Genomic DNA, 14452 nt, shown 5'->3' with positions numbered 1-14452 from the left:
CGGATACGCAGGAGCCTACGCTCCGCCAAGGAACTGTTCGACCTGACTGAAGAACGCGTGCGGTTGCTCCCAGAAGGGCATGTGCCCCGCCTGTGGAATGATCGAAAGTCGGGCATTCGGCAAGAGGGCAACAAGTTCCGCCGCCACCGAAGGCGGGAGAAGGTCGTCTGCCCCATGAATGACGAGCGTTTCCACTTGCACGGCACGTACCAAGGTGCTCCAGTCGTACCCGACGCGTCGCAATTGCGCGGCGACAGCGCCTCCGGTGCGCGACTCACTGCGCGGTGGGACAAAGAGTTGCGCCATTTCGGGATCGGCGAACCAGGCGGGGTACATGGCGCGCGAGTAGGCCGATTGTGCCGCTGGATCGCCCGTGCGGAGCGTCACGGGGTCGATGTGCTGCAACACCGCGCGCTGCGGGGCCGAAAGTCTGGCCAGGGCGGCATCGTGCAGGTTCGGGAGCCAACTCGCGCTCCGCGGGCCGACGGCGTCGACCAGGACCAGCCTCCGCACCCCGCCCTGATCCTGCTCCACGCCCAGCAGGGCGATCCCCCCGCCCCACGAGTGCCCGAGCACATCCCAGCGCCGGTAGCCAAGCGCAGTGCGCAGCGCCGCCAGGTCGCCCGCATCGTGCTCGATGCGCGCGGCCTGCGCACCGGGGGGTGCGCTGCTCTCGCCACGACCGCGCTGGTCATAGAAGATGAGCTGCCGGTGCTGCGCGAGCGGTGAAAGGGCGGGCCAGAGGAGCTTGTGCGAGAAGAGCAGGCCGCCGTTGACGCACACGAGCGGGGTCGCGCCGTGCACCGCCGGCGTGGTGAAGACCGCGAATTCGAGCCCGCGCGCGGCAACGCGCGTGTGGTGCAGGCGCGGCGCGCGCGGGAGCGAGCGCCGAAAGGCGACGAAACGATCGCGAGCGGTGAGCGGCGCGGTCATGCGGGAAAGATACAGGGCGACGAGTGATGCGCGCCTCGCCGCGGGTGTCGGGGTTCGAGGCGCACACCCAAACATGGGAAGTCCCTAACCTCTTCATCGCTGATGCGCCGGTGCCGAGACTCGTACTCGCATCATGCGCGCCTTCTCACTCCTCCGTCGAATCGTCGCGCGATGGCGTGTCGTCAGCGTCATCGGCATGGCCGTGTTCGCGCTCGCGTTCGACGCGCCGCGGGGCATCGATCACGCATCCGGTCCGCGAACGGGCGACGACGTGGAGCTGGAACGTGCGGAGATCCTGGTGGCGCGCGGCGAGGCGGAGCAGGCGCTGCACATCCTGCGCGCGGTGGAACCGTCGGTGCGTTCGCGCCATAGCGCGCCCATCGTCGAGCGCTGGCTGCGAACCTACGCGTCGGCTGCAGGGGGCGCGGCGCAGTGGCGCGACGCCTACCGGGCGCTGGCCGAGGCGCAGCGAATGGACGAGCAGCACGCGCGCGCGCTGGGGCAACAGCTGCGGCGGACCCAGGGCGTAGCATTGGTGCTCCTCGTCGTGTTGCTCCTGGCGACGCTCGCTCCGGCGCTACGCAAGGTGCGCCGCTCGCGCCGCATGCACCTGCAGGCAACGACCGACGAGCTGACCGGCGTGGCCAATCGCCGGGCACTGATGATCTGGCTGGAGGAGGAGTTTGCCCGGACGCGATCGGCGGGAGACGGGATGGCCGTGCTGATACTCGACGTGGATCACTTCAAGCGGATCAACGACACGCATGGGCACGCGATGGGGGACATCGCGCTCAAGCACCTGGCGCGGGTGCTACAGGAGCGGCTGCGCGAGGGCGACCGGCTGGGGCGAGTGGGTGGAGAGGAGTTCGTCGTGATCCTTCCCCGCACGTCGGTGGTGGAAGCGCAGGGAGTCGCGGAGCGGATGCGCGCCGCCGTGGCCGGGGCGCCGCTCTGGCACCCGGACGGCGACATCTCGATCACCGTGAGTGTTGGCGTGGCGATGGGCGATGGATCGCCGACGGCGGACGCGGTGCTGTCACGGGCGGACCTCGCGCTCTACCGCGCCAAGGCCTGGGGACGCGACCGCGTGGTGGTGCATGAAGCGGAGGGGGGAGCGGCGGTTGCCGCGCCGGGCGATGCTGCGCCGGCCGTTTCTTCGCCGGCCGTCTCTTCGCCGGCCGGTTCTTCGCCTACGGCGAACGCTGCCTAACGCAGCAGCTCCTCCAACGCGCACCGCCACCCCGGCAGGACGTCTTCCCCTTCCAGGGCGCCTTGTTCGCCGACGAAGGAGATGGAACCGTCGGCGCGGTACACGAACGCTGCGCGTCGCTTGGGATCGATTACCCAGGCCAGCAACGTCCCCGCCTGCAGCCAGTCGCCAACCTTTGCCAGCAGCTCACCCGGGCGATCGTTCGGCGAAACGATCTCGATGACGAGGTCGGGGGCGACCTTCGCGTAGCCGCGCGACGGCACGTCGGCGAGCCGCTCCTTTCGGATGAACGCGACATCGGGCGCGCGGACGGTGTCGGGGTTGGCGAAGATGTGGAAGCCGGTGTCCTGGGCGGCGACGGCGCCCAAGTCGTGCCCGTAGACGAAGTGGGCGATGCTATACAGCAGCTTTGCGGCGATGATACCGTGGAGCGTGCTTGGAGGCTCGTGCACGACGAGGCGCCCGCGCACGAGTTCCGTCGACCTGCCGGGAATGTCGAGGACGAGTATCTCCTCGGCGGTCATGAGCGGCGGGACGGTCATCGTCATAGCCATAGTATTCCACTCCTCGGCGAAAAAGGTCAACTCGGCGATTCAGAAGTTGACCGAGGTGAGCGGTGGCGGCGTACCATTTCTGCGCGCTCCGCATCATCCAGTTGCGACAGGGTAGTGGCCGCGAGCGGCGGACTCCCGCGGCGACGAGCGCTTTCGCGGCTCGTCGCGGCGAGTGGCGCCCGCTCCGCTCTGCGTCTAGCGTTGGGGCATGACGATCAACACCGTTGCGCTGTATGCCGCCCTTGCCGCTGCCGCTGCGGGATTGGGTCCGATCATCTCGCGCGTGCAGGGACCCGAGGATCGCTTCGTGGGGTTCGCGAACGCGCTGGCCGCGGGGATGATGCTTGGCCTTGCGTATCCCCTCATCCGCGACGGTTTCGACAGCGAGACGGTGCAGGCAACGATGGGGGCAGCGGTGGCGGTGGTGGCGCTGTTCCTGGTGCACGTCTGGTTCAACCTGGACGGCGGCGACTCGCTTCCGCCGATTCGGGCGCTGGTCGGGGCTTCGATCCACTCGGCGCCTGAGGGCTTGGCGTTAGGCGTGGCCGCCGCGGTGGATGAGCGCTTTGGCGTGGTGGTGGCGCTCACGCTCGCGCTGCACAACGTGGGGGAGGGGATCGCGCTGTCGTCCTATCTGGTGCGCCGCGAGCGGCGCCTGGGCGCGGTGGCGGCGGCGGCGCTATCGAACCTTCCGCAGTTTGCAATGGCGGTTGGCGGTTTCGCGCTGGCCACTGCGCAGCCCGCCCTGCGCCCTGCGCTGCTGGGCGCGGCGGCGGGGTCGCTCGTGTACCTGTCGCTGGCCGACCTCCTGCCCGGCGGCTATCGCGGTTCGGGACGCACGGCGATCAGCATCGTCGTCATTGCCGCCACGAGCATGGTGGCCTTTGCCGAGGCGATGCGATGAGCTGGCTGCATTCCCATCCCGTGTTGTTCGTCTTCTGGTACGCGCTGCTCACGGCGGTGGCGACGGCGTTAGGCGCGATCCCGTTCGCCTTCATCAAGTCGGTGTCGAAGCGCGTGGTGGGGTACTCCAACGCGCTTGCGGCGGGGTTGATGCTGGGTGCGTCGTTCGGCCTCATCGTGGAGGGGGCGCGGGAGCGTGGGGGGGCGACGCTGGTCGGCGTCCTCCTGGGCGTCGTCTTCATGCTGGTGGTGCAGCGCTTTGTTGGGGGGCACGAGCACGAGACGGAGTTCCTGGGGGCGCGCGGGGTGGGAGCGAGGAAGATGCTCCTCATCATCGCGGTGATGACGGTGCACTCGTTCGCCGAAGGGGCGGCGGTGGGGGTGTCGTTTGGCGGTGGTGAGTCGCTGGCGACGGCGATCACGCTGGCGGTCGCGGTGCACAACATCCCCGAGGGATTGGCGATCAGCGCGGTGATGCGCCCGCAGGGGGCGTCGATCCTGTCGTGCGCGTGGTGGTCGTTCTTCTCGTCCATTCCGCAACCGCTGGCAGCGGTGCCGGCGTTCCTCTTCGTGGAGAAGTTCGCGGCGACACTTCCCTACGGGCTGGGCTTTGCGGCTGGGGCAATGATCTTCATGGTGCTGGTGGAGCTGCTCCCCGAGGCGTACGAGCAGGAGTCGTCGCGCGGGATCGCGGCCGCGGCGACGCTGTCGATGCTTGGGATGGTCGCGGTCCAGCGGTTTCTATAAGAGTCGCTCGGGCGGGCCACTCAGGCCCGCCGCGAGCATGTAGAAGTCGCTCGGGCGGGCCACTCAGGCCCGCCGCGAGCATGTAGGAGTCGCTCGGGCGGGCCACTCAGGCCCGCCGCGAGCGCCTAACGCGGCTTTGCCCGTTCGTACTGCCTGGGCCAGGCAATCTCCTGCTTGAGTTCGTGCGCGGCCTGGAGCGGCCATCGCGGGTGGCGCAGGAGTTCGCGCGCCATCAGGACGACGTCGGCGTCACCGCTTTCCACCACGTGTTGCGCCTGCTGCGCCGCCGTGATGAGACCCACGGCCCCGGTGGCGATCCCCGCTTCGTGTCGCACGCGTCGCGCGAAGGGGACCTGGTAGCCGGGGGCGACGGGGATCTGCTGCGCCGGCGACAGCCCGCCTGACGAGCAGTCGATCAGGTCGACGCCTGCGGCGGCAAGCTCGCGCGCGAGCCGCACCGTGTCATCGGCATCCCATCCGTTCGGCACCCAGTCGGTGCACGAAAGCCGTATGAAGAGCGGCAGCTCGGCGGGCCACACGTCGCGCACCGCGGCCACCACTTCGAGCGTGAGGCGCGCGCGGTTCTCGAACGAGCCGCCGTAATCGTCGTCGCGCTGGTTGGCGAGCGGCGAGAGGAACTGGTGCAACAGGTAGCCGTGGGCGGCGTGCACCTCCACCACCTGGAAGCCGGCCTGCAGCGCGCGGCGCGCCCCGTCGCGGAAGGCGTCGATCACCCGGCGAATGCCGTCCCGGGTGAGCGCGTGCGGCATGGCGTAGTTCTCGGCGAAGGGGATCGCGCTGGGCCCGATGACGTCGCTCCATCCGCCACCGTCAGGAGCAACGTACCCATTCCCCTCCCACGGGCGCGCGGTGCTCGCCTTGCGACCGGCGTGCGCCAGCTGGACTCCGCTGGCCGCCCCGTGGGCGTGCAGGAAGTCGTTGATGCGGCGCAGGGTGGGGATGTGGGCGTCGTCCCAGATCCCCAGGTCGTGCGGTGAGATGCGCCCTTCGGGCGAGATTGCCGTCGCCTCCGTGAGGACGAGCCCGGCCCCGCCCACGGCAAAGGCGCCGAGGTGGACGAGGTGCCAATCGCTGGCGTGGCCGCCCTGGCTCGAGTACTGGCACATCGGCGATACGACCACCCGGTTGCGGAGGGTGATGCCACGAACGGTAAAGGGAGTGAACAGCATGCGTACGAGTCGAACGGCGGATGGCGCTGGGAAGCGCGGGACGTGTACCGCGGGCTCGCGCCACGCGGTGACCTGGGATTCGGCGTGCCTAACGGGCGACCGCTAGCGTTTCTTGCGACGCGACTTGGGCGCGGCGGCGTCGCTGGCGTCGGTCGTGGGCTGCACGGCGCCCTTCTTCTTCCGCTCCTTCTGCCCTGTCGTCGACGTCTTCGATTCCCCTGGAGCCTTCGGCGTCTTCGACGTCGTCGGCTTCCTCGAGGTTGTCGGCGTCTTCGCCGCCTTCGCCGCCTTCGGCGCCTTCGCCCCCTTCGGCGTTTTCGGCGCCTTCGGCGCCTTGGGTGAAGTCGTCAGCGCCGGTTCGGTCTCGGTATGCACGACCTCGGCTTCGGGGACGAAGGCCAGCGCCTCGTGCGGCGTGCTGGGGTCGATCACTGGCGCTTCCACCACGTGCTCGAACTCATCGGCGGCGACGAGATCGGCGCGCACCGGCTCGAGCGACTCCAAGGCGTCGAGCGCGTCACTCACGCTGACACGCCCCAGCGCCTCGATCACGTCGACGCTGCCCAGCGACTCGTCAGGCATGCCCGGCGCTTCGGCCGTGCCAGGGATTCCAGCCACATCGAACGCGTCCACCCCCTCCGCGTCGGGGAGCGTCGCGAACGCTTCCTCGAAGTCGATTGCCGCCGACGGGAGCGGGACCATGCGGAAGAAGGAGATGGAGAGCGGTGGGAGCGTGAGCGTGACCGAGCGCGCTCGCCCATGCACCGACTCCGGCTCGGTAAAGACGCCGCCAAGATTCCCCCACCCGGCGCCGCCGTACATCGTGGCGTCGCTGTTGAGGATCTCGTCCCAGCGCAGCGACTCGGGGACGCCGACCTTGTGCCGCACGCGCGGCACAGGGGTGAAGTTGCAGACGCAAAGGATCGCCCGCGAACGGTCGCGGTTGAAGCGGAGGAAGGAGATGATGCTCTGCTCCGCATCGTTGCAGTCCACCCATTCGAAGCCGGCAGGATCGTTGTCCAGTTCGTGCATGGCCGGCTCGTCGCGATAGAGCGCGTTGAGGTCGGCGACCCACTGCTGGATGCCGCGATGCTCTTCGAACTGCAGCAAGTGCCAGTCGATCGACCCGTCGTGGTTCCACTCGCGGTACTGTCCCAGCTCGCACCCCATGAAGAGGAACTTCTTCCCCGTCTGTCCCCACTGGTAGCCGAGGAGGGCGCGCAGGTTGGCGCGCTTCTGCCAGTTGTCGCCGGCCATCTTGTTGATGAGCGACCCCTTTCCGTGCACCACCTCGTCGTGCGAGATGGGGAGGACGTAATTCTCCGAGAAGGCGTACATCATCCGGAACGTGATCTTGTTGTGATGGTAGCTCCGGTGGATGGGGTCCTTGGCGAAGTAATCGAGGGTGTCGTGCATCCACCCCATGTCCCACTTGAGCCCGAACCCTAACCCGCCGATGTAGGCGGGCTTGGTGACCATGGGCCACGCCGTGGAATCCTCGGCGATGGTCTCGGTGTCGGGGTGCTCGCGGTAGACCGACTCGTTGAGGCGCTGCAGGAAGCGGATCGCCTCGAGGTTCTCGCGCCCGCCGTACTGGTTGGCGATCCACTCGCCGTCCTTGCGCGAGAAGTCGAGGTAGAGCATCGACGCCACGGCGTCGACGCGCAGCCCGTCGGCGTGGAACATCTCCAGCCAGAAGACGGCGTTGGAGCGCAGGAAGTTCTGCACTTCGTAGCGCCCGTAGTTGAAGATGTAGCTCCCCCAGTCGGGCTGGTGTCCCTTGCGCGGGTCCTCGTGCTCGTACAGGTGCGTCCCGTCGAAGTACGACAGCCCGTGCGCATCCGTGGGAAAGTGCGAGGGGACCCAGTCGAGGAGGACGCCGATGCCGCGCTGGTGCAGCACATCGATGAGGTACATCAGGTCCTGCGGCGTCCCGTAGCGCGAGGTGGTGGCGAAGTACCCGCACACCTGGTAGCCCCACGAGCCGAAGAAGGGGTGTTCCATGACCGGCATCAGCTCCACGTGCGTGAAGCCCATGCGGGTGACGTAGTCGGCAAGGAGCGGAGCGATCTCGCGATAGGTGAGCGAGCGGTTCGCCTCCTCCGGGACCCGGGCCCACGACCCCAGGTGCACCTCGTAGATCGACATCGGGCCGTTCATCGCGCGCCGCTTGGCGCGCTCGGCCATCCAGTCGCCGTCATTCCACGTGTAGTCCATCGTCCACACGATGGACGCCGTCTGCGGCGCCACCTCGGCGAAGTAGCCGTAGGGGTCCGACTTGTCGACGCGGTAGCCGCCGGTGCGCCCCACGACGTGGTACTTGTAGTGCGTCCCATGCCCGACGCCGGCGATCCACACCTCCCAGATCCCCGACGTGCCGTGGAGGCGCATGGGGTGCGAGCTGCGATGCCACGAATTGAAGTCGCCCATGACGGCGACCGATGCGGCGTTAGGCGCCCAGACGGCGAAGTACGTGCCATCGACGCCGTCGGCCACGTGCGGATGCGCGCCGAGGACGTAGTGGGCGTGATCGAGCGTTCCCTCGTTGAAGAAGTGGACGACGGTGTCGTCGAGGAGCGAAATGTCGTGGCGGGCGGCGTGCGCAGTCATGCGTCCATGCGAAAAGAGGACGGCGCGGCAGCGTTCGTGGTTCCGCGCCGGCACCGGAGTTGTAACGTATCCGGTGCCGTGCCGTCCACGCCAGCGTTTACACGCTGTGTCGGCGTGTCAATCACGCGTGCGGCTCCTGTAAAGACGCGAGCACGGCGCCACGGCGCCGCGATCCACACACGAAAAGACGCAGGGGCACTAATGCTCCCCTGCGTCTGGGTGACGAGTGCTGCCCGGCGCGGCTACTTCATGGCCGCCAGCTTGCGCACCGACTCGGCGAGCGCCTGCACCTTGGGGCCGTTGTTGGCCAGCGCCGACTCGTACTCCAGCGTTGCCGCCAGCGCATTGAGCGCCGTGCGACGCGCCGCGGGCCTGGCGGTCTCGGCCCTGGAGAGGACGCGCGACGATTCGGCGATCTTGTCGGCCGACATCCCGTTGTCGCGCTTGAGCTGGTCCAGGTAGGCGCGCGACACGGCGTACGAGGGCGGCCAGGTGAAACGCGGCTGCATCTGCGGGTTGAAGTCGCCGAGCATGACCAGCCGGGCCGCGTCCAGCTCGTTCTGCGTGAGCAGCTCGCTGGGCGTCAGCTGCAACACGTCGAGGCCGCGGGCGATCTCGGAGCCGTAGATGTATCCGTTGTACCAGTACGCCGACCAGTAGCCACCCAGCATGAGCTTGTCACCCAGCGGACCGCGATCGAAGAAGGCGATCTCCTTGGGGTTGTGCGGGTTGGTGAAGTCGAGCACCGAGATTCCGCCCTGGTACCACGCCTGCACCATGATGTCTCGCCCGGGGACGGGGACGAGCGACCCGTTATGCGCAACGCAGTTCTCCTCGGCCGTCTGGACGGCGGGAAGCTTGTAGTAGCCGGCGGGGCGCAGCTTGCGATCCTTGCTGAGCGTGAAGGTCGCATTCGCCCCCCACGTGGGGCGATCGGTGGCGCGGCAGCGGGCTCCCACCCCACCGCCCCACTCGTCGGTGAAGAGGAGGCGATCGGCGTTGTTGCTGAAGGTGGCCGAGTGCCAGTAGGCGAAGTTGGGATCGCTCACCTCGCCAATGCGACGCGGGGCCGCCGGGTTCTTCACGTCGAGCAGGATCCCGTTCCCCGAGCAGGCGCCCGCCGCGAGGGCGAAGGCGGGGAAGATCGTGATGTCGTGGCACTGGTCGGTCGTCGACGTCTCCTGCGTCCCCTCGCCGTGCGCGCCCCCCTTCCACAACCCCGCCACGTTCCCCTGTGCGTCGGCAAAGATGCGCGGCGCGTTCACTACCCTGGCGTCCTTGGGCGAGGCGAGCGGGACCTGGATGATCTCGATGCGGAAGTACGACGTGTTGGGATCCTTCTCCGGCGGGAGCCCCGAGCACCCCGCGAGTTCCCCGGGATTGCGCACCGGAGATGTTCCCTGCACGTAGATGTAGACGTTCTTCTTGTCGTCAGGCGGAACGTACAGCGTGTGCGTGTGCGAGCCGCGACATGTCTGCACCGAGGCGAGCTGGCGCGGGGCGTTGATGTTGGAGATGTCGAAGATGCGCACACCCACGAAGCGTTCGCGGCTGAGCGTGTCGGTTACCGGCGTGTCGCCGCAGTCGATGCGCGCCGACGGTTGCTCCACCGACATGAAGAGGAGGGTGCCGTAGATCGAGACATCGCCCTGTCCGCCGGGGCACGGATACGTGGTGACGATCTTCGGGTTGCGCGGGTCGAGAATGTCCCACACCTGCACACCGTGATAGCCTCCCTGGAAGGCGTAGCGCCGGCTGAAGGCGAGGTCGGAGTTGGCGAAGGCGAAGTCGCCCGGGTCGGCGGCATTGGAGAAGCCCCCCGCCTTGGGGCGATGGGCGACGAGTTCCATGTGGCGACTCGCCTCGCCGGCGTCCTGCACCCCTGCCTTGAGGCCGACGCGCGGGTCATCCTGAGCCAAGGCGACGCGCGCGAAAGGCGACAGCGCGAGCGCCAGGGCGGCCGGAAGAGCGATGCGGAGCGAACGGGTCGTGAACATGCGCGCGAACGGGTTCGAGATGGAGGGCCACTGGATGCAAGCTACGCCCGCCCGGGGCGAAGTGCATCGCGCCGGCGGGGCACGGCAATCACGCACGTCCTGATACCCGCGAGAGAGCCGCGAGCTGTCGCCGCCGTGCGCGGGGAACGATCATTCAGGGGGTTGCACGACCATGTTGCACCCGACCATCGGAGTTCTGTGGTGAAGCCCACACATTCCCAGCGTCGCGACGCACGACTCTCGCGCCGCGACTTTGTTGGCGCGAGCGCGCTGGCGGCCCTCGGCGTGGCGTCGTGGCCCGCACGCGACGCCGAGGCAATGACGCCAGGCGCCGACTCGTGGGAGCTGTACGTCGGGACCTACACCAACGGCACCGCCAGTCGCGGGATCTATCGCCTGGAGGTCAACAAGGCGACAGGTGCGTTCGCCAACGTGTCGCTGGTCGCGGAATGCCCCGATCCGTCTTATCTCGCGCTTTCGCCGGACCGGCGCCGGCTGGTGGCGGTGAATGAACTCGTGTCATACGAGGGGAAGGGCGCGGGAGCGCTCACGACCTACGCGCGCGATGTGCGTAGCGGAGCGCTGACGAGGCTCAACGAGCGCAGCTCGCTGGGTGGGGCGCCGTGCTATGTCGCCTTCGACCACGCCGGCCAGCACGTCCTCTTGGCGAACTACGTGGGCGGTAACGTCGCCGTCTTTCCGGTTGGCGATCAAGGCGCTGGCGAGTCGACGGCGTTCGTGCAACACGCGGGGGCGGGCCCCAACCGCACGCGGCAGGCGGGGCCGCACGCGCACTGCATCGTGGTGGACCCGCGCGGCGCGTTCGCGCTGGCCGCCGACCTGGGGACAGATGCGATCGAGGTGTACCGATACGACGCCGCCGGTGGTCGCCTGCTCCCGTCACAGGGCCTCCGCGCCGCGCTCGCGCCCGGTGCGGGGCCGCGCCACCTGGCGTTTGCTCCTGACGGGCGTTCGCTGTACGTCGTGAACGAACTCGACTCCACGCTCGTCGCCTTCCCTTACCGCGCGACGACGGCCATCGGGGCGCAACGACAGGTCATCGGGACACGTCACGCGGGCGCGACGGGGAACAACTTTCCGGCCGACCTGCACGTGCACCCGTCGGGGCGCGCCGTCTACGTCTCCAACCGCGGGGACAACACCATCGCCGTCTTCTCGGTGGCAGCGGCGACCGGGAAACTCGCCCTGGTGCAGACGATTGCCACCGGGGGCGACTGGCCGCGCAACTTCGCGCTCGACCCCTCGGGGCGCTTCCTCCTGGTGGCGCACCAGCGATCGCACGTCATCACCAGCTTTGCCGTGGACGCCGCCACCGGGCGCCTGGCGCGCACCGGCGCCGAGGCCAACGTGTCGTCGCCGGTCTGCCTCCGCTTCTCGGCCTGACGACTGGCGACTGACGCCTGACGCCGACGCGTCAGGAGCGTGGGATCGTTGCCAGCAACGCCCGCATGCGGGCGATCTCGGCACGTTGGTCGGCGTCGATGTCCGAGGCGAACTCGTACAGTTGCGGCTGGCGGGCCGCGCCCGGTTGTGCCAGCAACGCGCGCACCATCGTCAACGCCCCCTGGTGGTGCTTGATCATCCCCTCGAGAAAGAGGCGATCGAAATCGTTGCCGCTGGCGGTGGCGAGCGCCTGCATCTCGGCGGGGGACAGCATGCCCGGCATGAGCGAGTCGCTGGCCGCGGGGGCACCGTGCCCGGCGTGCGCTGGAGCGTGTGCCTGCGCTGGCAAGCTGTCGGCGCCTTGGGCGACGTGGTCGCGCAGCCACTGCTGCATCATCGCGATCTCGTCGCGTTGCGACACCGTGATGCGCTCTCCCAGGAGGTGCAACTCGTGACGGGAGGTGCGCGTTGGAATGAGCGCCGACATCTCGATCGCCTGCGCGTGGTGATGGATCATCCCACGGATGAAGGCGATGTCGCCGGGCGTCGCCCTGGCGCGCGCGTGCACGCCGGCGGCGCCGCGCGCGGTGGCAGAATCCTGGGCACCCGCGGTGGACGCCGCGCAGGTGAGCGCCGCCGCCACGATGGCGAGCCAACAACCGTTGATGGAATGGGAACGCATGACGAATCGCCCGCTGCAGGAAGACGGTGAGCACCGGTCCAGCCGACGCGGCTCCGCATCGCTGGCGGCGGCACTGCAAGCTAGCACGGTGGGCGGGCGCGTGCGGGGCGTGGATGCTATCCTTCCCGGTCACCGCGCCCAACCCCGCAATCGTCGCCATGAAGATCGAACCGTTCGCCGTCGAGATCTGGATGAACGCGCACGAGACGCGTTGCCAGTACAACATCGCCGAGAGTTGCGTGGACTCGATCACCCTTGGCGCGCTGCTCGACCTGGCGGGGCGCCCCGACGTGCTGGCCGAGTTGCGTTCGCGCCGGCTCACCTATGGTGACATCGAGGGCGCTGAGCGGCTGCGCGCGGCGATCGCCGCGCTCTACGACGACGTGACGATCGACCGGGTGGTGACCACGCATGGCGCCATCGGTGCCAACGCCCTCCTCTACGACGCGCTCATTGCCCCGGGCGACGAGATGGTCGCGGTGGTCCCCACCTACCAACAGCATGTCTCGATCGCCGAGAGCCGTGGGGCGCAGGTCAAGCGATTGCAGCTGCGGCGCGAGCGGGGATACCTCCCCGACCTGGACGAACTGGCGCGGCTCGTCACGCCCAGGACCCGGCTCATTGCCCTCACCAATCCCAACAATCCCACCGGCGCCGTCATCGAGCGTCCCATGTTGCAGGCGATCGCCGAGATCGCCGCCAGGCACAACGCGTGGGTCGTCTGCGACGAGGTGTACCGCGGCGTGAACCAGGACGGCGATGCGCCTGGCCCGTCGATCGTCGACCTGTATGAGCGCGGCATCGCGGTGGGGAGCATGTCGAAGGCGTTCGCGCTGGCGGGGCTGCGGCTGGGGTGGATCGTCGCGCCGCACGAGGTGCGCGAGGCGGTCCTGCTCCATCGCGACTACAGCACGATCTCAGTCGGGATGCTGGACGAGCACTTCGCCACGCTCGCCCTCGAGCACCGGGAGGCGCTCCTGGCGCGCAACCGGGGCATCGTGCGCACAAACCTCGCGCTGCTGGAAGCCTGGCTGGCGCACGAGCCGCGCCTCTCGTGGGTCAAGCCGCGTGGCGGGACGGTGACGCTCCTCGACTACGACCTCGCGATGCCGTCGCGCGAGCTGTGCACACGCCTCCTGCAGGAGGCCGGCGTCCTTCTCATGCCGGGCTCGGCGCTGGGGATGGAAGGAACGGTCCGGATCGGCTTCGGCAACGCGACCGCCGCGCTGCGCGACGGGCTCGCCGCCACCTCTCGCTTTCTGGCGGCGCTCCCCGGTTAGGTGCAGATTGGGGAATGCACGCGGCCCCCTCCCTTGCTGCACGCCGCACTGCGCCTGCCATTGCCCTCGCCGTCGTTGCCCTCGCCGGCGCATGCGGCGGCGGTGACGCCTTGGCGGGCGCCGGCCCAGCGCCACGCGTGGGGAACCAGATCCTCTTCTCGTCGGTGCGCGGCGCCCCGTCCGACATCTACGTGATGCATCCCGATGGGAGCGGCGTGCGCTCGGTGACTGCACAACCGCAAAGCAACCAGCATGGCGACTACACCCCCGACGGTTTCGGTGTCGCCTTCATGTCCAACCGGACGGGGGTGTACCAGGTCTTCTCGATCGGGATCAACGGGCGCGGGCTCGTGCAGCTGACGAATGGCCCCGGCGCCAACGGCTTTCCCCGCTGGTCGCCCGACGGGACCCGCGTCCTCCTCACCTCGTCACGCGACGGGAACTTCGAGCTCTACACGATTCGCGCCGACGGGAGCGAACCGACGCGCCTTACCGTCAATCCCGGCGACGATGTCGGCGGCGCCTGGTCGCCCGACGGAACCCGCATCGCCTTCCTCTCGGCGCGCGGCGCCGCGCGCGAGCTCTATGTGATGCGCGCCGACGGCAGCGGCGTCGTGCGCCTCACCAACGACGGGCTGGAGAAGGGCTCGCGCGTCGCCTGGTCGCCCGACGGGACGCGCCTGGTCTATCACGCCTATCGCGACGGATCGTTCGACATCTACGTCGTGAGTGCCGACGGGACCGGGCAGCGCGCTCTCACCTCACACGCGAGCAACGATCGTTACGCCGTCTGGTCGCCCGACGGCCTACGCGTGGCCTTTGCCTCCGACCGCGACGGTGACGACGAGGTGTACGTGATGAACGCCGACGGCTCGGCGCCCGTGCGCCTCACGCACAACCCCGGCCCCGACGTGCCGGATGCGTGGTCTCGTTAGGTGACGC

The 14452-nt window shown here is 68.8% G+C and carries 12 protein-coding genes; 6 read left to right on the top strand and 6 right to left on the bottom strand.

Features of this window, described 5'->3' with window-relative positions:
• Positions 1–15: 15 nt before the first annotated feature.
• Positions 16–933, bottom strand: a complete 918-nt coding sequence (locus IT359_18635) for an alpha/beta hydrolase (protein MCC6931015.1) — start codon at positions 931–933, stop codon at positions 16–18.
• Between the two features lie 133 nt (positions 934–1066).
• Here IT359_18635 and IT359_18630 point away from each other — a divergent pair, with 133 nt between their 5' ends.
• Positions 1067–2143 (top strand): GGDEF domain-containing protein, encoded by a 1077-nt coding sequence (locus tag IT359_18630; protein MCC6931014.1) that lies wholly within the window; start codon positions 1067–1069, stop codon positions 2141–2143.
• Here the strand turns inward: IT359_18630 and IT359_18625 are convergent.
• Positions 2140–2697: a Uma2 family endonuclease gene (locus IT359_18625; protein MCC6931013.1), complete on the bottom strand. Its 558-nt coding sequence runs from the start codon at positions 2695–2697 to the stop codon at positions 2140–2142. The two genes, IT359_18630 and IT359_18625, sit on opposite strands and share 4 nt — an antisense overlap.
• Positions 2698–2905: 208 nt before the next feature.
• On the opposite strand from IT359_18625, the gene IT359_18620 reads away from it, so the two are divergent.
• Both IT359_18620 and IT359_18615 read left to right on the top strand, forming a co-directional pair.
• The gene (locus IT359_18620; protein ID MCC6931012.1) at positions 2906–3601 is read left to right on the top strand and encodes a ZIP family metal transporter; all 696 of its coding nucleotides are present in this window, start codon (positions 2906–2908) and stop codon (positions 3599–3601) included.
• The gene (locus tag IT359_18615) at positions 3598–4347 is read left to right on the top strand and encodes a ZIP family metal transporter (protein MCC6931011.1); all 750 of its coding nucleotides are present in this window, start codon (positions 3598–3600) and stop codon (positions 4345–4347) included. The genes IT359_18620 and IT359_18615 overlap by 4 nt, the downstream gene beginning before the upstream one ends.
• 125 nt (positions 4348–4472) lie before the next feature.
• Here IT359_18615 and IT359_18610 read toward each other — a convergent pair whose 3' ends face one another.
• The 3 genes from IT359_18610 to IT359_18600 form a co-directional block, all read right to left on the bottom strand.
• Entirely contained in the window at positions 4473–5537 is a 1065-nt protein-coding gene (locus tag IT359_18610) for an NADH:flavin oxidoreductase/NADH oxidase (protein MCC6931010.1), read from the bottom strand.
• 102 nt (positions 5538–5639) lie between these two features.
• Positions 5640–8147 carry a 1,4-alpha-glucan branching protein GlgB gene (glgB, locus tag IT359_18605; GenBank protein ID MCC6931009.1) on the bottom strand — a complete coding sequence of 836 codons (2508 nt, stop codon included), beginning with the start codon at positions 8145–8147 and terminating at the stop codon, positions 5640–5642.
• Between the two features lie 242 nt (positions 8148–8389).
• Entirely contained in the window at positions 8390–10144 is a 1755-nt protein-coding gene (locus IT359_18600) for a hypothetical protein (GenBank protein ID MCC6931008.1), read from the bottom strand.
• Positions 10145–10345: 201 nt separating this feature from the next.
• On the opposite strand from IT359_18600, the gene IT359_18595 reads away from it, so the two are divergent.
• Positions 10346–11548, top strand: coding sequence for a lactonase family protein (locus tag IT359_18595; GenBank protein MCC6931007.1), 1203 nt, complete (start codon positions 10346–10348; stop codon positions 11546–11548).
• 31 nt (positions 11549–11579) lie between these two features.
• On the opposite strand, the gene IT359_18590 is transcribed toward IT359_18595, so the two are convergent.
• On the bottom strand, positions 11580–12230 hold the full coding sequence (locus IT359_18590) for a DUF305 domain-containing protein (protein MCC6931006.1): 651 nt from the start codon (positions 12228–12230) through the stop codon (positions 11580–11582).
• 158 nt (positions 12231–12388) lie between these two features.
• On the opposite strand from IT359_18590, the gene IT359_18585 reads away from it, so the two are divergent.
• Positions 12389–13510, top strand: coding sequence for an aminotransferase (locus tag IT359_18585; GenBank protein ID MCC6931005.1), 1122 nt, complete (start codon positions 12389–12391; stop codon positions 13508–13510).
• A 14-nt stretch (positions 13511–13524) separates the two neighbouring features.
• Positions 13525–14445, top strand: coding sequence for a PD40 domain-containing protein (locus IT359_18580; protein MCC6931004.1), 921 nt, complete (start codon positions 13525–13527; stop codon positions 14443–14445).
• Positions 14446–14452 lie beyond the last annotated feature (7 nt).

The organism is Gemmatimonadaceae bacterium, from assembly GCA_020852815.1.
In the GTDB taxonomy this organism is placed as follows: Bacteria; Gemmatimonadota; Gemmatimonadetes; order Gemmatimonadales; family Gemmatimonadaceae; genus SCN-70-22.
Note: the sequence above shows the minus strand (reverse complement) of the source record. Positions and strands in the feature narration are given on the sequence as shown.

Coding starts and splice junctions, on each gene's coding strand:
- IT359_18585 (MCC6931005.1), top strand. CDS start 12,389: ATGAAGATCGAACCGTTCGCCGTCGAGATCTGGATGAACGCGCACGAG.
- IT359_18580 (MCC6931004.1), top strand. CDS start 13,525: ATGCACGCGGCCCCCTCCCTTGCTGCACGCCGCACTGCGCCTGCCATT.
- IT359_18610 (MCC6931010.1), bottom strand. CDS start 5,537: ATGCTGTTCACTCCCTTTACCGTTCGTGGCATCACCCTCCGCAACCGG.
- IT359_18620 (MCC6931012.1), top strand. CDS start 2,906: ATGACGATCAACACCGTTGCGCTGTATGCCGCCCTTGCCGCTGCCGCT.
- IT359_18615 (MCC6931011.1), top strand. CDS start 3,598: ATGAGCTGGCTGCATTCCCATCCCGTGTTGTTCGTCTTCTGGTACGCG.
- IT359_18630 (MCC6931014.1), top strand. CDS start 1,067: ATGCGCGCCTTCTCACTCCTCCGTCGAATCGTCGCGCGATGGCGTGTC.
- IT359_18635 (MCC6931015.1), bottom strand. CDS start 933: ATGACCGCGCCGCTCACCGCTCGCGATCGTTTCGTCGCCTTTCGGCGC.
- IT359_18590 (MCC6931006.1), bottom strand. CDS start 12,230: ATGCGTTCCCATTCCATCAACGGTTGTTGGCTCGCCATCGTGGCGGCG.
- IT359_18600 (MCC6931008.1), bottom strand. CDS start 10,144: ATGTTCACGACCCGTTCGCTCCGCATCGCTCTTCCGGCCGCCCTGGCG.
- glgB (MCC6931009.1), bottom strand. CDS start 8,147: ATGACTGCGCACGCCGCCCGCCACGACATTTCGCTCCTCGACGACACC.
- IT359_18625 (MCC6931013.1), bottom strand. CDS start 2,697: ATGGCTATGACGATGACCGTCCCGCCGCTCATGACCGCCGAGGAGATA.